General features: G+C 72.7%; 18 protein-coding genes. 5 read left to right on the forward strand and 13 right to left on the reverse strand.

Features of this window, described 5'->3' with window-relative positions; genetic code table 11:
• The 5 genes from SROS_RS09630 to SROS_RS09650 all read right to left on the reverse strand — a co-directional run bounded on the left by SROS_RS09630 (nt 1) and on the right by SROS_RS09650 (nt 6,600).
• The gene (locus SROS_RS09630; RefSeq protein WP_012888724.1) at nt 1-2,136 is read right to left on the reverse strand and encodes an acetate--CoA ligase family protein; all 2,136 of its coding nucleotides are present in this window, start codon (nt 2,134-2,136) and stop codon (nt 1-3) included.
• A complete protein-coding gene (locus SROS_RS09635) occupies nt 2,133-3,707 on the reverse strand; it encodes a class I adenylate-forming enzyme family protein (RefSeq protein WP_012888725.1) in 1,575 nt (524 codons plus the stop codon). The genes SROS_RS09630 and SROS_RS09635 overlap by 4 nt, the downstream gene beginning before the upstream one ends.
• A 112-nt stretch (nt 3,708-3,819) precedes the next feature.
• Nucleotides 3,820-4,161, reverse strand: coding sequence for a VOC family protein (locus tag SROS_RS09640; RefSeq protein ID WP_012888726.1), 342 nt, complete (start codon nt 4,159-4,161; stop codon nt 3,820-3,822).
• A complete protein-coding gene (locus tag SROS_RS09645) occupies nt 4,158-4,520 on the reverse strand; it encodes a Zn-ribbon domain-containing OB-fold protein (protein WP_012888727.1) in 363 nt (120 codons plus the stop codon). Before SROS_RS09645 ends, SROS_RS09640 begins: the two co-directional genes overlap by 4 nt.
• A 31-nt stretch (nt 4,521-4,551) precedes the next feature.
• Nucleotides 4,552-6,600: a serine/threonine-protein kinase gene (locus tag SROS_RS09650; RefSeq protein ID WP_012888728.1), complete on the reverse strand. Its 2,049-nt coding sequence runs from the start codon at nt 6,598-6,600 to the stop codon at nt 4,552-4,554.
• Nucleotides 6,601-6,773: 173 nt separating this feature from the next.
• On the opposite strand from SROS_RS09650, the gene SROS_RS09655 reads away from it, so the two are divergent.
• Complete coding sequence (locus SROS_RS09655) at nt 6,774-7,394, forward strand: cysteine hydrolase family protein (RefSeq protein WP_012888729.1); 621 nt, start codon at nt 6,774-6,776, stop codon at nt 7,392-7,394.
• Nucleotides 7,394-8,185, forward strand: a complete 792-nt coding sequence (locus SROS_RS09660; RefSeq protein ID WP_012888730.1) for an SDR family NAD(P)-dependent oxidoreductase — start codon at nt 7,394-7,396, stop codon at nt 8,183-8,185. The genes SROS_RS09655 and SROS_RS09660 overlap by 1 nt, the downstream gene beginning before the upstream one ends.
• Nucleotides 8,186-8,187: 2 nt before the next feature.
• Here the strand turns inward: SROS_RS09660 and SROS_RS09665 are convergent, their stop codons facing one another.
• Nucleotides 8,188-9,417, reverse strand: coding sequence for a serine hydrolase domain-containing protein (locus tag SROS_RS09665; RefSeq protein ID WP_012888731.1), 1,230 nt, complete (start codon nt 9,415-9,417; stop codon nt 8,188-8,190).
• A 30-nt stretch (nt 9,418-9,447) separates the two neighbouring features.
• Here SROS_RS09665 and SROS_RS09670 point away from each other — a divergent pair, with 30 nt between their 5' ends.
• Nucleotides 9,448-10,371, forward strand: a complete 924-nt coding sequence (locus SROS_RS09670; RefSeq protein ID WP_012888732.1) for a cyclase family protein — start codon at nt 9,448-9,450, stop codon at nt 10,369-10,371.
• A 114-nt stretch (nt 10,372-10,485) separates the two neighbouring features.
• On the opposite strand, the gene SROS_RS09675 is transcribed toward SROS_RS09670, so the two are convergent.
• The gene (locus tag SROS_RS09675; protein ID WP_012888733.1) at nt 10,486-11,091 is read right to left on the reverse strand and encodes a TetR/AcrR family transcriptional regulator; all 606 of its coding nucleotides are present in this window, start codon (nt 11,089-11,091) and stop codon (nt 10,486-10,488) included.
• Between the two features lie 109 nt (nt 11,092-11,200).
• Between SROS_RS09675 and SROS_RS09680 the strand changes: the two genes are divergently transcribed.
• The gene (locus SROS_RS09680) at nt 11,201-11,989 is read left to right on the forward strand and encodes an SDR family NAD(P)-dependent oxidoreductase (protein WP_012888734.1); all 789 of its coding nucleotides are present in this window, start codon (nt 11,201-11,203) and stop codon (nt 11,987-11,989) included.
• Between the two features lie 115 nt (nt 11,990-12,104).
• Entirely contained in the window at nt 12,105-13,703 is a 1,599-nt protein-coding gene (locus SROS_RS09685) for a carboxylesterase/lipase family protein (RefSeq protein ID WP_218919826.1), read from the forward strand.
• A 76-nt stretch (nt 13,704-13,779) separates the two neighbouring features.
• Here SROS_RS09685 and SROS_RS09690 read toward each other — a convergent pair whose 3' ends face one another.
• The 6 genes from SROS_RS09690 to SROS_RS09710 form a co-directional block, all read right to left on the reverse strand.
• Nucleotides 13,780-16,284, reverse strand: coding sequence for a discoidin domain-containing protein (locus tag SROS_RS09690; protein ID WP_245564596.1), 2,505 nt, complete (start codon nt 16,282-16,284; stop codon nt 13,780-13,782).
• Between the two features lie 422 nt (nt 16,285-16,706).
• On the reverse strand, nt 16,707-17,777 hold the full coding sequence (locus tag SROS_RS09695) for a phosphotriesterase family protein (protein WP_012888737.1): 1,071 nt from the start codon (nt 17,775-17,777) through the stop codon (nt 16,707-16,709).
• A complete protein-coding gene (locus SROS_RS09700; protein ID WP_012888738.1) occupies nt 17,774-18,892 on the reverse strand; it encodes a phosphotriesterase family protein in 1,119 nt (372 codons plus the stop codon). The genes SROS_RS09695 and SROS_RS09700 overlap by 4 nt, the downstream gene beginning before the upstream one ends.
• A 107-nt stretch (nt 18,893-18,999) precedes the next feature.
• Entirely contained in the window at nt 19,000-19,140 is a 141-nt protein-coding gene (locus SROS_RS50855; RefSeq protein WP_012888739.1) for a hypothetical protein, read from the reverse strand.
• 177 nt (nt 19,141-19,317) lie between these two features.
• Entirely contained in the window at nt 19,318-19,623 is a 306-nt protein-coding gene (locus tag SROS_RS09705) for a hypothetical protein (protein ID WP_012888740.1), read from the reverse strand.
• 155 nt (nt 19,624-19,778) lie between these two features.
• Entirely contained in the window at nt 19,779-20,201 is a 423-nt protein-coding gene (locus tag SROS_RS09710) for a MarR family winged helix-turn-helix transcriptional regulator (RefSeq protein WP_012888741.1), read from the reverse strand.
• Between the last annotated feature and the right edge of the window lie 14 nt (nt 20,202-20,215).

The following is a 20,215-nucleotide window of genomic DNA, read 5'->3' on the forward strand; positions in this document are numbered from 1 at the left end:
TCAAGCTCCTCGCGTGAAACGTTTGGCGGCGGCGACGGCCACGGCGGCCGCCTCCATCGAACGGTAGACGGGGATCCCGGCACCGGCCGCGATCGCGCGGACCCCGTCCTCGACCCCGGGTGGCGCGCACTCGCCGTTCCTGGTGACCAGCGTGATCCTGACCTCGGGCAGGTCCTCCTGGGCGCGGGCGAGGCTGCGGGCGCAGGCGTACAGCGGCTCGGCCGAACTGCCGTAGGTGAAGAAGCTCTGCACGTTCACGTGGGCGACGACGTCCGGGTACGGCCGCCGCGCCACGATCGCCGCGATGGCCTCCCGGGCCAGCTCGGGGCGGCCACGCGGCCCCACCGGGATCTCCAGCGGGTTGGCCAGGGAGCTGCCCACCCCGATCCCGAGCGCCTTCAGCCCGTCCTCCGCCTCCTCCGGCAACGCGTCGAGCGAGAGCCCGGCGGCGTCGAACACGTCGGCCGCCAGGACGCTCGCCCCGCCGCTCGGCCCGATCACCAGCAGCGCGGGATCCCCGCCCGGGTCCCCGTCCGCGGGGTCGGTGCGGAGGGCGCTCAGGCGGCGGGCGTGGGACTGGAAGAAGGACAGGACGCCGATCAGGTCGTCCTGACCGGTGACCAGGGCGGCGCCGGACTGCTCGGCCAGGGCCCGCCAGACGCGGTCGTCGCCGACCATGCCGCCGGTGTGCGAGGCGGCGGCCCGCCGTCCCTGGGCGCTCCGGCCGCCGACCAGCAGGACGACCGGGAGCCTGCCGCGCACCGACATCAGGGCCTCGAACAGGGCGCGGCCGCCGCGCGGATCCTCCAGATACATGCCGACGACCGAGGTGTGCTCGTCGGTGGCCAGCCAGCGCAGCAGCTCGGCAGGGGTCACGTCGGCGGAGTTGCCCACCGTGGCCACCCGGCTGAACGCCAGCCCGCGCCGCTCGCCGACCCTGACGACCTCCCCGGCGAGCCCGCCGCTCTGCGAGATCAGCGCCACGTGGCCGGGCGGCCCCGGCTCGCCGCCGATGAACGTCTGGCCGCCGCGCGGGCTGTAGACACCCATGCAGTTCGGTCCGAGCAGCCGCGTCCCCGCCTCCCGCGCCGCCCGGACCAGCCCGGCCTCCAGCTCGGGCGCGCCGGCCTCCCCGAACCCGCCGCTCATCACCTGGACGAACGGGATGCCGTCCGCCTGCCGTACGACCTCGGCGCACCGGCCGGCGGGCACGGCGACCAGCGCGTAGTCGGCGTCCGCGTCCGCCAGCGTCGGCACGGCGGGCACGCCGTCGATCTCGTCCGCCTCCGGGTGGACCGCGACCAGCGGCACCCCCGTGGCCCGGTAGAACTCCAGGAACATGTTCCCGAAGTTCGGCCGGCTGGCGGAGGCCCCCACCACGGCCACGGCCCGGGGCTCGAACAGCGCCGTGAAGTCGGTCTCCGCCGCCGGGGCCGGTCGCGGCGCCTCCTCGCGGGGGCCGCCCGGAATGTAGCGGGCGTCGACCGCGACGGCGCCCCGGCCGGTGGCGATCACCGGGTTGAGCTCGAACTCGCCGAGCTCCAGCCGCTCCCACAGGCCGCCGGCCCCGCCGATCGTCAGCAGCAGCTTCACCAGGGCGTCCATGTCCGCGGCCGGACGGCCGCGGTAGCCCCGCAGCAGCCGGGAGCCACGCAGGGAGGCGAGCATCCGCCGGGCGTCGGCCTCGGAGACCGGGCACACGCGCACCGCCGTGTCGCGCAGGGCCTCGGTCCAGACGCCGCCGAGCCCGGCGAGCAGGACGGGACCGAAGCCCGGGTCGCGGACGACGCCGACGATCAGCTCGACCCCCGGGTCGGCCTGCTCCTCGACCAGGAACCCGTCCGGGGTGATGCCCTGGGCGAGGAGCCCGCCGAGCATCTCGGCCGCGGCTCCGGCGGCCTCGGCCGGCCCGGCGAGCGCCAGCCGTACCGCACCCGAATCCGACTTGTGGACCAGCCCGGGGCCGAAGGCCTTGAGCACCAGCGGCGGGGTCAGCCCTCCGGCCGCCGCGGCGACGCCCTCGGCGGAGGCGGCCGTGGCGCCGCGCGGCACCGCCACGCCGGCCTCCCGCAGCAGCGCCTTGACCTCGTGCTCGGGGGGCGGCCCCGCCGTCGCCAGGGGATCGGACCCGCTCACGCCTCCTCCAGGAGGTGCCGGTACCTCTCCCGGATCTCCCGGCGCAGCAGCTTGCCGGGGCCGCCGGAGGCGTCCTGGAAGTGGGGGAGCTCGTCGGCGACCACGATGCGGTCGGGCCGCCGGTGCTCGGGCAGCGACTCGGCGAGCGCGATCGCGAGCTTCGACGGGTCGAGCGAGTGCCCGGAGCGGGCGACCACCGCGAGCAGGATCCTCTGCTCGGCCGCGTCCCGGCCCTCGACGTGCTCGGGCACGCCCACCGCGCCTGCCTCGGCCACGTCGTCCAGCGCCACCGCGGCCTCCTCGACCGCCGAGGGCTGCGTCCAGGCGCCGCCCTTCAGGATCGCGTCCTCGCGGCGGCCGAGCACGGTCAGGTTGCCGTCCTCGGCGAGGACACCCAGGTCACCGCCCACGTACCACTCGCCGCGGAGCACCTCGGCCGTCTTCTCGGGGAGCCGGTCGTAGCCGGTCATCCGGTGCGGCCCGGCCAGGTTGATCTCACCGACCTCGCCGACCACCCGTTCGCCGGACGGCCCGGTGATCCGTACGGCGTTGCCGGTCCGCGCCCTGCCGGAGGAGCCGAGCGGCGTGCTGCCGTCGTCCACCCGGCCGAAACAGGTGTAGGGAGCCTCGGTCTGGCCGTAGTAGCAGTAGACGCCCGCGCCGGGCAGCCGCTCCCTCATCCTGCCCAGCAGCGTCGCGGGGAGCGCCTCGCCGCCCAGCATGATGACCCGCAGGGACGACAGGTCCACCCCCTCGTGGTCGTCGGAGCCGAGCAGGGCCGCGTAGAACGACGGGATCTGCGAGACGTGGGTGACCCTCTCGCGGGGGACCACCCTCAGGAAGTTCGCCGGTCCCCAGTCCTGCTCCAGCACCAGCCGCATGCCCGCGTACAGCGCCGGCCCGACCAGGGCGGGGAAGCCGATGCCCCAGATGATCGCCCCGGTGCCGAGCACCGAGTCCTCGGCGCGCGGCACGTCCAGCCAGATCCGCGCGGTCGCCAGGGACGAGGCGTGCGTGTGGATCGCGGCCTTGGGCAGCCCGGTGGTCCCCGAGGTGTAGTAGAGGGCGAGCGGGTCGTCCCCGGAGCCGTCCGGCGCGAACTCCCCGTCCGGGGCGGCGGCGGTCAGCGCGTCCAGGTCCACGACGTCCTCACCCGGGCCGCCGACCTTGATCCAGGTGGTCACGTCGGGCAGCCGGGGGCGGATCTCCGCCACGACCTGCTCGACGGTGGAGTCGTAGACGAAGGCGGTGGCGCCGGAGTGCGCGACGACCTCCCGCAGGGTGTCCACCGGCCAGTACGGGTTGAGCGCCGCGGTGACCGCGCCCAGCTTGGCCGCCGCCAGGTAGACCTCGGCCACGTGCAGCGTCTCGTTGAGCAGCGCCGCCACCCGCCGCCGCGGCTCGATCCCGGCCGCCGTCAGGGCGTGGGCGCGCCTGTCGACGATCCGGTCGAGCTCGGAGTAGGTGAAGCTCCGCTCGCCGCAGTAGGTCAGCGCGACCCTGTCCGGGGTGCGCAGGGCGTTGGCGGTGAGGATGGCGTAGGCGTAGTTGCCGTAGGGGGATCGCGCCATTATGGCCTCCGGTCAGAGGGGGGTGGAGGACGCAGAGGGACGGACGGAGGGGGCTGCTCAGGGGTGGGTCAGAGGGGCTCGGAGGGGTCAGAGGGAGGAGTACTCGGAGGGGTCAGAGGGAGGAGTAGAGGACGAAGACGTTTCCCGACGGGTCACGGAGGACGGCTCTGATCTCGTGCGGCCCGGTCTCGGGCTCGCGCACCACCTCCGCGCCCGCCCCGGTCAGCTCCCGTAGGGCCGCCGCGACGTCGCCTACCTTGTAGGACGGCGCGGTGACCTCTCCCGTCACCCGTTCCCCGGCCGCGACCAGCGCGACCGTGGTGCCCCCTCCGTCCAGGGCCGCGAACCGGTCGCCGTCGCGGAACCGCACCGCCAGGCCGAGTGCGCCGGAGTAGAGGGCGATCGCCTTGTCCAGGTCGTCCACGGGGATCAGGATGTTGCCGAGCTTGGTCATGTCGGTCTCCAGTGAGGTAGGTCGTCGACGAAAGTCACGCACACCGGCATGCCGATCCGCACCCGCTCCGGTGCGCAGTCCACGATCCGGCCGAACGCCCTCACCCCCTCGGGCAGGTCGATCCAGGCCAGCACGTACGGCTCCCGCCCCCGGAACTCGGGCACGAACGAGCGGTGCACCACGGTGAACGTGTGCACGGAGCCCTCACCCGAGACGGGCTCGTAGGGGAGGTCGGTGCCGCCGCAGTGGGGGCAGTCGGGGGCGGGCAGGTGCACCCGCCGGGCGCAGGCCGTACAGCGTTGAATGACCAACTCGCCGCGACGGCAGGCATCCCAGTAGGTGAGCGTGTCACTGGTCATCGATCGCCAAGCTAGCGCACGCTTGGTTGACTCACAAGATGCCGCCTTCGGCGGATCCGTCCGGGCCCGGCCCGTCCTCGGAGGGCCGGTCCGGCGCGGAGGGGCCCGGGTCCGGATCCGGCTCGCAGGAGGGGAGGGGGAGCCTCACGTCGCGGGAGCGCATGTCGCCGCCGGGGACGGTGGCGACGGTCACCACCCGCTGGACGTACTCGCCGCACGCCGGGAGGTCGGCGAACTCCACGGCGACCTCGCGCGCGTAGTCGGTCCGGCCGGACAGCTCCAGCGTCCGGACGGCGCTGGTGAACCCCCCTTCGCCGCCGACGACCTTCTGGGCGGACCCCAGCTTCACGGTCACCGCCGAGGTGCCGCCGGTCCGGACGCGGAAGCGGACGGTGGTGCCGTCGAAGGAGACGATGTCCACGCTCTCGACCGAGGGGGCCGGGCACGGGTCGCCCCTGACCTCCGCCGTGCGGGTGCGCGGGCCGCCGGCCGCCTGGGGCGAGGTGGAGACCGTGACCCGCCGGTAGAGGGTCTGCCCGCAGGCCGGGGGTGTGAAGGTGTGCGGGACGGCGGGGGAGTAGGCGCCGGCCCCGGCGAGGGTGAGGCTGCGCGGGGGCGACTCGGTGAGCCGGTCGGGGGTCCGCCCCTCGGCGAACCCGACGGTCAGCACGACGTTCGCCGTGGTGGAGGCCCGCAGGCCGATCGTGGCGCCGCCGGCGGTGATCCCGGTGATCGCCAGGCCGCTGACCGCGTGCGCGGGCGGCGGGGTCCCGGTGGGGGACGGGGCCGCAGTCCTCGGGGGAGTCCTCGACGGGGCCGGGGTGGGGCGGCGCGGGCCGGTGCTCTCCGAGGTGGGAGGCCGGTCGGTGCTCGCCGAGGACGGCACGGTCCGGCCGGTGACGGCGCGCCGGGACGGCCCGGGGGTGGTGACCGGCTCCGGTGGCGGGGATCCGGCGTCCTTCCCGGGGGACGTCCTTGCGTGGGAGGTCCTCCCGGGAGGTGCCGGCGTGTCCCCGGCCTCGGGGGAGCGCGGCGCCGGAGTGAAGATCGTGTCGGCGGAGAGCCGGTCGGGTGCCCGGTTGGCGGCGACCAGGCCGACGGTGACCGCGACGGTGATCACGGCAGCCCCGGCCATGACCCGCGGGCCCAGCCGGGGGCGGCGTATCCCGCCCATCCGGCCGACCACGCTCCGCGCGACCGAGGTGCTCACCCGGGGGGAGGGCTTGGCCAGCGGGAACGTCAGTGCCAGTAGCGTGGCCAGCTCTGCCAGGTGCCGCCGCCCGCGCTGCTCCCACTCCGGCCCGTAGGCCGACAGCGCGGCCACCTCCAGGTCCGCGACGAACGCCCGTGCCGTCGGCGGCCGGTCCGCCGGGTCCTTGGCCATGCCCCGGGCGACCAGCCCCCGCACCGAGCTCGGCACCGCCTCCAGCGGGATCGGCGCCGTCCGGTGCCGCCGCATGAGCGCGGCGGGATGGTCGGCCTCGTACGGCCTGCGCCCGGTGAGGCACTCGAAGAACACGCACGTGGCCGCGTAGACGTCGCCCGCCGCGCCGGCCGGCTCCCCGGCCCACTGCTCGGGCGCCATGTAGGACGGGGTGCCGGAGGGTGTGCCCGGCTCCCCGATCCGGGCGGCGATGCCGAAGTCCGCCAGCTTGCTGGTGCCGTCCGCCTGGACCAGCACGTTCTCCGGCTTGTAGTCGCGGTGCGCGATCCCGGCGGCGTGCGCGGACGCCAGGCCCGTGAGGGAGCCCTTGAGCACGACGAGGGCGGCCTCGGGGCTCGTGCTGCCGTGCCCGGACAGGATCCTCCTGAGAGCGACCCCGTCCACCAGCTCCATCACGATCGCGGCTTCGAGCACGTCCTCGTAGTACTCGTAGAACCGGACGATGTTCGGGTCGCGCAGCTCCACCATGACGCGCGCCTCCTCGCGGAAGCGCGCCACGAACCAGGGGTCGTCCCTCATGGCCGCGTTCAGGTACTTGATGGCCACGTAGGCGCCGGTGGAGGCGTAGGTGGCCAGCACCACCCGGCCGCTGCCCCCGGCGCCGAGCTCTCGCACCTCGTGGTATCCCGGAACCAATTCAGTCCCCCTCCGAGCGCCGTCGCTTGTTCGACGGTCTCACCCCCACCATCGGTTGTCACGGTTCGCGAACTTTGCCGGAGAGTGACGCGACTGTCGTCCCCGGGGTACCGGCCGGCCCTCGTGTTAGGCTCTGACGATACCAAGCAAGCGCTCGGGTGTTTGGAGGTCGGATGCCGATCGATCTGAGGTCACTGGCCGCACCGGGGCACAGCGCGGTGCTGGTGATGGAGATGCAGCGCGGGGTCGTCGGCGATCTAGCGAAATTTCCGGATCTGGTGGAGGTGTGCGCGCGGCGGGACGTGGTGGCCAACGCGTCCTCGGTCCTCGCGGCGGCTCGCGCGGCCGGAATTCCGGTGATCCACTGCACCGCGGCCTTCCGCGCCGACCGGGCCGGGTCGCACACCGGCAACTGCCCGTTCATCACCGCCCTGCTCAAGGACCCCGCGCACATGCTGGAGGGCACCGGGGCGATCGAGGTCCTGCCCGCGCTGCTCGACCCGGCCGACCTGGAGTCGCGCCGCTACCACGGTTTCTCCCCCTTCACCGGAACCTCACTGGACATGACCCTGCGCTCGCTCGGCGTCTCGGCCGTCGTCGCGGTCGGGCTCTCCCTCAACCTCGGCATCCCCGGCCTCGCCCTGGAGGCCGTCAATCTCGGCTACCGGGTGGCGGTGGTGACCGACGCGGTGGCCGGGACCCCCGACGACTACGCGCAGGCCGTACTGGACAACACCGTCGGCCTGCTGGCCGCGCGGGTGACCGCCGCCGACCTCGTGGAGGTCTGGCGGTGATGGAGGGCCTGCGGCTGGACGGCCGCACCGCGGTGGTCACCGGCGGAGCCGGCGCGATCGGCGCGGCCATCTGCCGCGACCTCGCCTCGCTCGGCGCCCGGATCGTCGTGGCCGACGTGGATGGGCAGGGCGCCACCGCGCTCGCCGACGAGCTGAACAGCGAGTCGCTGGGGCTGGGCACGCGGGTCGGGGCGCCGAGCGGGCCCAGGGCACCGGCCAGAGCGCTGCGGGTGGACCTGGCCGACCCGGGATCCGTCACGGAGTTCTGCGGGGACGCCGGGCCGGTGGACATCCTGGTGCACAACGCGGGAGTGTCGGTCGTCGAGCCGTTCGTCGGCAGCGACCCGGCGGCCTGGGACCTGATGTGGCAGGTCAACCTGCGCGGCCCGATGCTCCTCACCCGGCTCCTGCTGCCCGGGATGACCGAGCGCGGCTGGGGGCGCCTGGTCTTCATCTCCTCCGACGGCGCGCGGGCCGGGTCCGGCGGCGAGGGCGCGTACGCCGCGACCAAGGCGGGGCTGTTCGGTCTGGCCAAGACCCTCGCCCGCGAGGCGGCCCGGGCACAGGTGACCTCGAACGTGGTCTGCCCGGGACCCACCGACACCCCGATGCTCCGCCGGGTGGACGCCGAGAAGCCGGGACTGGTCGACAAGCTCGCCCGGAGCGTCCCGCTGCGCCGCCTCGGCGTCCCCGAGGACGTGGCGGGCCTGGTCGCCTACCTCTGCACCGACAGGGCCGCCTACATCACGGGCCAGGTCCTGTCGGTCAGCGGCGGCATCACGATGCATTGAGGCTAGATGGAGCCGTAGACGGCCTCGGCGAGGCGGTAGGCGCGGAGGCTGCCCGAGACCGCGTCCGCCATCTTGTTCATCGTGTAACCCATGCCCAGGCCGTGCTCGACGTCGCCGAGTCCCAGGAACCCGCCCAGGCCGGTGTGGCCGAACGCGGTCTCCGCGCCCTTGGAGGGGGTGAGGAAGGTCAGGGCGGGGCGCATGTAGCCGAGGCCGAAGGAGCTGTCGATGATCAGCACCCTGTCCGGGCCGGTGACCCGTCTCCGGAGGGCGTCCTCCAGCGTCTCCGGACGCAGGATCCGCCCGGCGACCAGGTCGCGGTAGAACCCGGCCAGGCCCCGGGCGGTGGCCACAACCCCTATCGCCGGCCAGCCCGAGCGCAGGATGACCGGGTGGTTGGCGCCCCCCTGCAGCCGGTGGATCGGCGGGTTGCCCAGGGCCCGGTTCATCAGGCTGTCCCTGTCGAGCACGGCTCTGGACATCTCCTCCACGGGGTTGCCCCGCCCCGGCAGCTCGGCCGCCGCGGACACCCGCGGGACGGCGTCCGCGGCGGCCCCGGCGGGTGCCGCCCCGGCCTCGGCGGGCCCCTGCCGTCTCCCGGCGGACAGCCGCGCCGCCCGTGCCGCCACCTCCTCCGGAGCGCCGAACCAGAGTTCGAGCCCCAGCGGCTCGGCGATCTCGGCGGCCACGAACTCGCCCGGGGACTTGCCCGAGACCCGGCGGATCACCTCGCCGAGGAGGAATCCGTACGTCAGCGCGTGGTAGCCGTGCGCGGTGCCCGGCTCCCAGATCGGCGCCTGCCCGGCCAGCCGGTCCGCGATGGCGGCCTGGTCCTCGAACTCCTCCGGCGGGACCGGTGTCTCGATCGTGGGCAGCCCCGCCTGGTGGGTGAACAGGTGCTCGACGGTGATCCGCTCCTTGCCGTGGCGGGCGAACTCCGGCCACACGTCGGCGACCGGCGCGGTGACGTCGAGCAGCCCGCGCTCGGCCAGCAGCAGCGCCGCCGTCGCGGTGACCGCCTTGGTGCACGAGTACGTCAGCGCCGGGGTGCCGCGCTCCCAGGGCCGCCCGCTGTGCCGGTCGGCGACCCCTCCCCACAGGTCCACGACCGGCTCGCCGTCCAGGAAGACCGTGAACGCCGCCCCCAGCTCCTCACCCTCGGCGAAGTGCCTGCCGAACACCTCGCGCACCCGGGAGAACCGGGGATCGCACTGCCCGTGAACCACCGTCATGACCCGTCCCTTTTGAAAGTGAGCACTTGCTTGGTCACCGAGCCTAACAACTGGGGCCGTTTCGGCCCAGACGACCAGCGCGGCACCCTGAACCTGCTGACCCCCGCCACGGTCCTCGCCGCCCTGGCCTCGGCCGCCACCGGCCAGGTGATCAGCCTGGCCATGCCCATCAGGGGAGCCACCTCCTCCGCCGCCCCCACGACAGTCCCCCACCTGCGCGGACGCCCGCTGCCGCAGCACTTCATGTCGGTCGACGGCGGCGACTACGCGGCCGGGACCCGTCCCGTCGGGGCCGGCCTCCGCGTGGCCGACGACGCCGTCATCGTCACCCACCACGGCACCACGACCCACATGGACGCCCTGTGCCACATGTGGTCGGGGGAGGAGCTCTACAACGGCCACCCCGCCGCCCGGGTCAGGTCGTACGGCGCGGCCCGGTGCGGCATCGAGACCGTCGGAGGCGTCGTGGCCCGCGCGGTCCTCTTCGACGTCCCCCGTCACCTGGGCCTGGACCACCTTCCGGTGGACTTCCGTATCTCCGCCGGCCTGCTGCGCGAGATCCACGACGACGTACGGCCCGGCGACGTGGCCGTCGTCCGCACCGGCTGGCCCCTGGTCTGGGACAGCTCTCCCGAGGAGTACTGGTCCGGACAGCCGGGCCTGTCCGCCGGCGCGGGCCGCTGGCTCGCCTCCCGCGACGTCGCCGTGGTCGCCTCCGACAACGCCGCCATCGGCGGCCTCAACGCCCGCCAGCTCGCCGACGAGGGCCTGGAGGACGACCTCCACATGATCCTGCTCTGGCGGCACGGCGTCCATCTGGCCGAGATGCTCCGGCTGGAGGAGCTGGGCGCGGCGTGCGCGGGCCGGGCGGGCAAGGACTTCGTCTTCGTCGCCGCCCCCCTCCGGATCGAGGGGGGCACCGGCAGCCCCATCAACCCGCTGGCGATCCTCTGACGGGTCAGGGGTCCCGCCGGATCGGGCCCCGGACGGCACCGCGCCCGGCGGGACCGCCCCCCGCCGTTCCGCATGCCGTCCGGCGCGCCGCCCGGGGTGTTTCTCGCGTGCCGCTCAGCGGACGCGATCGGTGCCGACGCCCCGGAACAGGGTGTCCAGCACCCGGACGGCGAGGGTGTCGGCGTCGCCCTCGCTCCGCGCCGCCTCGTGGATGAGGGCGTAGTAGACGCGCCGGGTCCAGGACAGGTCCGCGTCGGCGCGCAGGACACCGGCCTCCTGCGCGCGGTGGAACATCTGGTCGCACTTGTCCAGCACGGCGGCGTGGACGCGGGCGACCTCGGGATCCCCTTCCGAGGCCCGGCCCATGGCGAACCCCCAGTCGATCTTTATCCGGAGGACGTTCGCGGTCACCTGGTGGAGGACGACCAGTGGCGGGGCGGTCGAGGAGTGGGCGGCGTCCACGGCCGCGCCGAACTGGCGGGTGGCCCAGGCCGTCATGGCGTCGACGAGCGCCTCCCGGGAGGCGAACCGGCGGTGGACGGTGGTGCGGGCGACGCCGGCGGCCTCGGCGATCTGCTCCATGGTCGCGGTGGGATTCCTGCTCAGGACCCGTTCGGCCGCCTCCAGGATCGTCAGCACGGTCCGCTCGGCGTCCGCCCGCCGCGCCCGGCCGCCGTGGCCCGCCGCCCCGCCCGCCGTCGCCGCTTCCCCTTTTGCCATGGACCGAAGACTACACCAGAGATGCCTTTTCATTCTTAGTTGCAACATTGATGTTGCAGATAGTACGTTCAGTGCGTCTTAATCGATGCAACTGATGGGAAGAGCCCTCATGGACATGCGACTGACCGGCAAGACCGCTGTGGTGACCGGGGCCAGCCGGGGGATCGGGCTGGCGATCGTGGCCGCGCTCGCCGCCGAGGGGATGCGGGTGGTGGCCGGCGCGCGCACGGCCTCGCCGGAGCTGAAGGAGACCGGCGCGACCGCCGTACCGGTGGACCTGTCCACCCCGGACGGCCCGGCGCTGCTGGTCGCCGAGGCGCTGGCGGAGCTGGGCGAGATCGACCTGCTCGTCAACAACGTCGGCGGCGGCGACGGGGGCGAGGGGCAGCTGGGCGGATTCCTCGGCTTCGACGACGAGGGGTGGCGGCAGGCGTTCGACCTCAACTTCCTCAGCGCGGTCCGCACCACCCGGGCGGCGCTGCCCAGCCTCCTGCGGAGCCGGGGGAGCATCGTCAACATCTCCTCCAACGGTGCCCGGCTGCCGCACGCGGGGCCCGTCGCCTACACCACCGCGAAGGCGGCGCTGACCGCGCTCGGCAAGGCCCTCGCCGAGGAGTTCGGCCCCCAAGGGGTGCGGGTCAACACCGTCTCGCCCGGCCCGGTGCGCACCGCCATGTGGGAGGACCCGGCCGGGTACGGCGCGGAGCTCGCCAGGTCGATGGGGATGGAGCACGAGCAGGTGCTGGCCCAGCTCCCGGCCTGGACGGGCATGACCATCGGCCGCTTCGTCGAGCCGGCCGAGGTGGCCGCCATGGTCGTCCACCTCGCCTCCCCCCACGCCGCCGGCATCACCGGCACCGACCACCTCGTCGACGGCGGATCCGTCAAGACCGTCTGAGCGGAGCGGCCCCGGGACGGCGGCGCTCACGGCACGCCGGAGAGGACTTTTGTCCTGAACGAGCCTGGATCGATGGATCTGCCGGAGCCGCCGGGGCCTTGACACCGTGGAGGGCATGAGCAGAAAACTGATGGGGGCCGCGCTGGCGGCCACGCTCCTGCTGCCGGCGTGCTCCGCCGCGCCGGAGTGGAACGCCAGGCCGGCACCGCCGGCGGTTGACGAGGGGGTCGCCCGGACCGACGCGGGAACCGTGCGCGGGACGGTGACCGGCGAGCACCGGATCTTCCAGGGGATCCCGTACGCCGCCCCGCCGGTGGGCGACCTCCGCTGGAACTCGCCCCGGCCGGTGAAGGCGTGGACCGGCACCAGGGACGCCACCGGACCGGGCAGCATGTGCCCGCAGGTGGGCAGCGACTACGCCGAGACGGCCAGCACCGACGAGGACTGCCTCTTCCTCAACGTGACCGTGCCCCGCACCCCCGGCACGAAGAAGCCGGTGATGGTGTGGATCCACGGCGACGGCGCGCTGGGGTCCGGAGACCTCAGCGACGTGCGCCGGATCGCCACCCGGGGGGACGTGGTGGTCGTCACGATCAACTACCGCCTCGGGATCTTCGGAGGGTTCGGCTATCCGGGGCTCAAGGGGTCGGGCACGTACGGCCTGCAGGACCAGCAGGCGGCCATGCGCTGGGTGCGCCGCAACGCCGCCGCGTTCGGCGGCGACCCGGCGAACGTGACGGTGTTCGGCGTCTCGTGGGGCGCCCTGAGCATCAGCGGGCACCTGACCTCACCGGGGGCGAAGGGCCTGTTCGACCGGGCCGTCATGCAGAGCGGCGAGGGCATGATGGACATGCTCGCCGGGAGCATGGGCGAGGGCGTCCCCGCCTACCCGTACTACTCCTGGCGGACCGAGGAGGAGATCCAGGGGATGGGGACGTACGTGGCCCCGCAGCTCGGCTGCAAGGATCTCGCCTGTCTGCGGGCCCTGCCCGTGGAGCGGATCCTCAAGGTGCCGCAGATCATGAACATGTTCCAGACCTACGCCTACGGCGGCGAGACGCTCCCGCGACCGCCGGCCGACGAGCTGCGCGCGGGCCGCGCCCACAGGGTGCCGGTGATCTCCGGAGGCACCCGCGACGAGCACCGGCTCTTCGCCGGCATGCTGTACGACGCGGCCGGCAAGCCGATCACCGCCAAGCTGTACCGCAAGCTGCTGGCCACCGCGTTCGGCGAGGACGCGGCCAAGGTGGGCGCGGAGTACCCGGCCGCCGAGTACGGCTCGCCGGGGCTGGCCTGGGCCGCCGCGATCACCGACCGCATGTGGGCCCGCGGGACCTTCGAGCAGAACCGGAGCCTCGCGAGGAAGGCGCCGGTCTACGCCTACCAGTTCGCCGACCGCGAGGCCCCGATGTTCCTGCCCCTGGAGACGGACTTCCCCTTCGGGGCCTTCCACGCGGGCGAGCTGCCGTACCTGTTCACCGAGGAGAAGGCCTCCCTCGACCCCGCCCAGCGGGGGCTGGCCGACCAGATGATCGACTACTGGACCAACTTCGCCCGCACCGGCGACCCCAACGGCTCCGGCCTGCCCCGCTGGGAACGCTTCGACCTGGCGGCCCCGGTCCCGCACACCCAGTCCCTGGAGCCGGGCGCGGTCGGGCCCGTCGACTACGCCGCCGACCACAAGCTCGCTTTCTGGGCGGAGCTGGGCGGCTGACACGCGGTGTGCGGGTGGAACGCCTGATCGGCGAGGAGAGCGCTGTGATCATCGCCGATCAGGCGGGTTCAGGACCTCACGGGTAGGAGACGAGCTTCGACGGGATCGTCGCCGTGCCGGAGGCGGGGCCACCCGTGCCGTTGATCACGTGGTTGACCCGGCCGTTGCCGCCGAGGGACACGGTGAGCAGGCTGTGGAACCTGACGCCCGGCTTCACCGGAGCCTCGAACCCGTTCTCCACCTCGATCGTCGGGTCGACGTTGAAGTAGACGTAGCTGCCGAGGCCCCAGCCCTCATGTGCGTTGACCGCGTTGCCTACCTTGTAGGCCGCCCACCCCTTGGTGGTGCCGTTCATGTAGGCCGCCTGGTTCGGCGGGTCGTACGCCTTCTCGTTCTGGAAGAAGATCGTCCGGCCGCGCTCGCCGTACCATTCCACGTCGTACTTGCGGTAGTGCTCGACGAACAGGCCCGTGGCCAGCACGTCGTCACCGTTGACCACCAGGCCGGTCTCGGCGGTGTTGACGTTCCAGCCGATGCCCGCACCGTGGTCGCCGCGCCACAGCCAGGTGTGATCGATGATCACGTCGTCGCTGTTGACCACGACGCTGGTGGTGGCGTTGCCGGCGAACGCGCCGCCGATCCGGACGAACACGTCCTGCAGCGAGGTCGGGTTGGCGGCGTGGTCGGCGCTCGATCCCTGCGGGCCGACCTCCACGAGCACGTCGGACTTCTGGGTGCCCGCGTCGATCAGGAACCCGGCGAGCTTCACGCCGTCCACGTCGGCCACCTTGATCGCGCTGACCCCGTTGGCCGGGATCAGTGTGGCCAGTCCGAGCCCCAGGACCACGGTGTTCGGCCGGGTCACGTTGATCGCCTGGTTGACGGTGTAGATGCCCGGGGTGAGGAGCAGGTTCAGGCCCTGGGCGAGCGCGGCGTTGATGGTCGCGGCCGAGTCGCCCGGCTTGGCGACGTAGAACTGGCCGAGCGGGATCGAACTGCCGGGGGTGGGGCCGTTCGCCCAGCTCGCGCCGCGCGCGTCGGTCCGCTTGGACGGGACGAACACCCGGTAGGCGCCGGCGCCGTCCACGTAGAGGTACGGCTTCTCGCGGCTGATCGGCGTGCTGTTCAGCGTGGTGTAGGACTTGTCGGCGAAGGAGGTGGCGGGGGCGCCCTCCACTCCGGAGAACACCATGTTCCACACGCCGTTGACCCAGCCGCCGACCGAACTGTCACGGGTGTACCACTGCTGCTGCGAGTAGGGGCCGACGGCGCCGTCGACCTTGCTGTCGGCGATGTAGCCGCCGCTGGCCCAGCCGTAGCCGGTGGGCGCCAGGTTCAGCGCGCCCTTGATGTGCATCCGGCGGAACGGGGCGGCCTGGGAGACCGCCCACCGGTTGGTGCCGCCGGTCGGCTGGATCGACAGGTTCTCCGCCGAGCGCCAGAAGTTCTGGGTCGCGTTGCCGTTGAACCAGCCCGCGTCGACGGTCACGCCGCCGTTGATGGTGACGTCGTCCGGCGACTGCCCCAGGCCGGCGATCGAGGTGTAGAAGCCGATGTCGGCGTTCACGTTGTAGGAGCCGGGCTTGAACAGGAAGGCGTGTCGGCCGGTGCCGAACTGGGCCGACTCCTGCTGGTCGAAGACCGTGTCCAGCCGGCTCTGGATGCCGGCGCTGGACATGGACGGGTCGAAGACGTGGACGTTCGGGCCCAGGTCCCCGCCGCCGGGCAGCTGCGGCCCGTCCGAGGCGACGCGCACGCCGAACTCCCACAGGGAGTAGCCGTAGCCGGTGGCCCGCGCGGTGCCGAGCATCCGTACGTACCGGCCGGAGCCGCTCACGTCGTACGACTGCGTGCCGCCGGTGGCGCCCGTGACGGACCTCAGGTCGTTCCAGGTGTTGCCGTCGTCCGACGCCTGGAGCTTGAAGGCGGTCCCGTACGCGGCCTCCCACCTCAGGTCGATCCCGCAGACGTCCTGGACCGAGCCGAGGTCCACCCGGACCCACTGCGGGTCACTGGCCGCGCTGGACCAGCGGGTCCCGTTGTCGCCGTCGAAGGCGTTCTTCGCGGGGGTGCCGCCGTTCTCGGCCGACGACGCGGCGGAGGGCCTGTTCAGCGCGGCGTTGGCGGTCCCGCACTGCTCTCCGGTGCCCGAGCCGGTGCCGAAGACCTGGAACTCCCACAGGGAGTAGCCGTAACCGGTGGCCCGCGTGACGCCGAGCATCCGGACGTACCGGCCGCTGCCGGTGACGTCCCACGTGTCGGTACCGCCGTCGCCGCCGGTGACGGTCTTCAGGTCCGTCCACGTGCTTCCGTCCTCGGACGCCTGGACCTTGTAGCCGCTGCCGTAGGCGGCCTCCCAGTTCAGCACCACCTTGCTGATGCCGGCCGAGGCCCCCAGGTCCACCTGGAGCCACTGGGAGTCGGTGCTCGCGCTGGACCAGCGGGTGCCGGTGTCGCCGTCGACCGCCAGGGCAGGGCCGGTGCCGGCGTTCTCGGACGACGAGGCCGTCGCGGTCTTGCCCTGCGACAACAACGTGTCCGCGAGGGCGGGACCGGACGGTACCGCGATCAGAGCCGCCACGACCGCTGAAGCGGTCCATAAAGCGGCAGGACGGGATAGACCTCTCATGCTTGTCTCCACACAGGATCCGGGGGGTGGAAGGTCCAACAGCCAGGCAGGGCGCGACTCATGACTCGTTGTAAATCAACGCCTTATTTCGATGCTTGATTTAACTTCTTAGAAATATGGCCGTCAAGAGGGGGTCCGGGTGCCGAGATCTCCGTACCGGCTGCGGGCCTCCCGTCGCCGGGCGCGCGGAGGGGGTGCGGCGCCGGGGCGGCCGGGTCAGCCGGGGAGAGCGTGGCGGGCGCGGAGGGTGCGGAGGGCGCGGAGGGCGCGGAAGGCGCGGAAGGCGCAGAGGGTGCGGAGGGTGCGGAGGAGCCGGTTGCCGGCGATGCGGCGCGGGGCGGCCCGGGTTTCCCCTGGTGGCTGTGTGATCCTGATTACCGCGGTTGCGCGAAGGTGAGCGCCCGCGCCGGATTCTCGACCATGATCGCGTGGATGGCCTCCTCGCTCACGCCGAGGTGGCGCAGGGCGGGCAGGAAGTACCGCGGGATGTAGTCGTACCCCTTGCCGCCGTACTTCTTGAGCTGGATCTTCTGGCACACATCGTGGCCGAGCACGATCTGGGACGCGTAGCCCTGTTCGACCAGGTCCGCGATGCCCCGGATGACCTTGTGGTCGCTCGTGAGGACGAGGTGGCCCCACGGGCTCCCGGGCGAGGCCAAGAAGTCGAACTCCACGAAGACACCGCGAGCGAGGAGGCGTTCGGCGAATGACGGGTCCATGAGGACGTCCATGCCGTGTCCCATGACGATGTTCGATGGAGCGACGCCTTCCTCCTCGAGGATGTCGAGCACCCGGAACTTCTCCTCGCCGACGCCGCCGAAATGGAAAGTGACGGGAGCGCCCGTGACCCTGCTCGCGCGCCCGCTCGCGCGCACGCTCTTGAGCTCGTTGCCGGTCAGCGGCACCGACTCCGCGCCGACCTCGCCGATGATGCCCGAGCGGATGCCGGTGCCGTCGGCGCCGATCGCGATGTCGTGGACGATGACGTCGGTGAGTTCGTCGACGCCGCGCCCGTCCATGTCCGCCGGGTGGAAGGTCGGGGTGTACCAGCCTCCGCCCATGACGATGTTGAGCCCGCTCTCACGGGAAAGCCGCAGGAGCGACTCGGGATCTCTCCCGACACCGATGGGGGAGACCTCGACCATCGTGCTTCCTCCGGTGCGGGCGAAGGCGAGCACCTCCGAGAGCATCTCGTCGAAGTCGCCCATCAGGTCGTTGTCGGCGCTCGGGCCTCCGTGACGCGCACGCGCGAGGTTGGCGAGCGTGAGCGGCTCGGCGGCCTCGGGGGCATCCTCGCCCGGACGGCGGAACCGCGGCGGTCGCCTCAGGTCGACGAAGATGTGCTCGTGCATGAGCGTCTCCCCGAGCGTCGACGGGTCCACGGGGCCCGCGACGGTGAGAGCCTTACCGGCGATGTCCGGGATCTCGAAGGGATAGCGGCTCACGAATCCGCCTTCGGGGTCGGGATGGTGAGGAGTCGCTGCGGGTTCCGCACGGTGACGGACTCGATGAGGGCATCGTCGGCGCCGAGCATCTTCAGGTACGGAACGAACTGCCGGAGGATGAAGCCGTAGCCGCCACCGCCGTAGCTGAGGAGCTGCGACTTGGTGGAGACGTCCTGGGACAGGAGGATCCGCTCGGCGTGGCCCCGGTGGGCGAGTTCGAGTACGGCCGTGGCGACGTCCTGGTCGTCGGACACGCTCAGTACCGAGGGCAGCCGGCCGAGCTGGTCGAACTGCACGAACACCCCGCGACCGAGGAGCGGTTCGAGTTCGTCGGGGCGCGGGGAGAGCGCGTCGCAGTGGCCGACGGCGACGCACGTGAGGTCCGCGCCCTCTTCGGCGAGCAGGTCGAGTACACGCTGCTGGGTGGCAGGGTCGCCGGAACGGCCGAGCGAGATCGGGGCGCCCGTGGCCGCCGACGCCCGTGCCGCCGCGACGAGGACGGCGCGCTCGGCGGGTACTTCCGGATCGAGTGCCGCGAGCTCGCCGATGATGCCCGCACGCACCCCGTCCACGCCCTCGGTGAGGTCCCGGACGATCTCTTCGGTGAGGCTCCCGGCATCGCGGCCGGCGAGTCCTTCGACCCACGCCGGGTGGTACCACCCCGAGCCCATGACGATGTTGAGGCCGGTCACCTCGGAGATCCGGCGCAGGCCGGTCGGATCACGACCGAGACCGATGGTCGTGACATCCACCAGCGTGTCGCCGCCGGCGAGCTTGAACGCGGCGGCCTCGTCCGCGGAGAGCTCCCCGTCGCCGAGTAGCCGGTTGTCCCTGTTGGGCGCACCCATGCCGACCTCGCCGAGCAGGTCCATCGTGAGCGGTGCGCGGTAGAGCCGGAGCCGGCTCGCGGTCACGGGGCGTACGCGCCCCGCCGCCGCCCATGACTCGTCCGTATCGCCGGGCGTGCGGAAATCGCTCAGGAGATGCTCGTGCGGAAGTACCGTGCCGAGCGAGTCCGGCGCGACGTCACCGGTGACGGTGACGGCCCTTTCCCGCGATGCGTGCGAGGCCGCCGGCGCGTGTACCGCTCCTGCGGCCGAGTCGGTAGTGGACACGCGATCAACATAACATAGAAAATAATATAGGATTTACGGCTTCGGTCCGGAGTCCGGGGCCGGCGGGCGGGCGGGCACAGCGTGGTACCTGCGGCCGCGAGCGCCTCTCAGTACAACTTCTCGATGGGCATCCTGAGGAAGCGTCTGTCCCACGCGTCGCCGTACTTCTGCGGATAGGGGGAGTGGCGCATTCGCCGGGCTATCTCCGCCTGCCCGCCCTGTTCCCCGATCCGCTGCCTCTCGCTCACGGTCAGTGGCACCTCCCCGGCGTTCCGGCGGTCGGCTTCGGCCTGCTTGACCGCGTTCTCGTAGGCGCGGGCCGACAGCAGGCGCTCGTCCTCGTCGGGATCCGGTCACGGCGCGTCATCCCTCAGCAAGCCGTGCAGCGACGCCAGCCCAGCGGGTAGTTCCAGGCCCATGGTCGCTCACCTGTCCGCTATGCGCCGGACGGTGTCGCCCGCGCCCTGCTCGGCCGCGGCGTGCGTGGCGGCCGCCTTGAAGAGGCGGGCTGCTTGATCGGCCGCCCGGTCGGTCGGCGAGCTCAGCGCCTGGGGCGCGTGCTCCATGAACCGGGCGTACTCCTCGTCGAATTCCGCTCCCGGGTGCCGCGGGTCCCCCGATGCCCGCCCACCGGTCCCGGTCAGAGCTCGGCGCAGCGCCGACGCGAGTCGGCGGGCCGCGTCCTCCGTCTGGCCCCGGGCATCGGCCGGTGACGACTGGTCAACTCGCATCGCCTGTCACTCCTTTTCCGGCCTGTCCGTCGATGACGTACCGGGCAGGGGAGCAACCTGGATCACCAGTCGGGGTGCTCCCGGCCCGGCGGTCTCCACGGGCCCGCGGCCGGGCCGGTCTGGCGAAACCTCGTGATCCGAACCCCCGACAGGTCCTAGATCGCCTGGGTGAAGCGGGCGAGCAGATCTCGGAGGGAGTCGCGTTCGTCCGGGGTGAAGGCGTCGGCGATCCTGCGCTCGATGACCACGGCCGCCGCGTCCGCGGTGCGCAGCGCCTCGCGCCCCGCGTCGGTGAGGTGGGTCTCCAGCATCGTGCGATGCCACTGATGCGGGCCGCGTTCGATCAGGCCGTGCCCCAGCAGGTTTTTCAGCACGACGGTCATCGCCTGCGGAGTGACGAGGCACTCCCTGGCCAGGGCGGCCGCGGAAATGCCCGGGTTGTCGGCCAGCACCAGCAGGGCGGCGTATTGCGGCACGGTCAGCCCCGCGGTCTTCACCGCCGCCTGCTTGGCCGCCATGAGCCGCTGCTCGGCGCGTTTCACGGGCAGACCGAGCCGCTCCTCCGCAGGCATGTCCATGAGCGGAGCTTACA

It is taken from the genome of Streptosporangium roseum DSM 43021 (genome assembly GCF_000024865.1).
In the GTDB taxonomy this organism is placed as follows: Bacteria; Actinomycetota; Actinomycetes; order Streptosporangiales; family Streptosporangiaceae; genus Streptosporangium; species Streptosporangium roseum.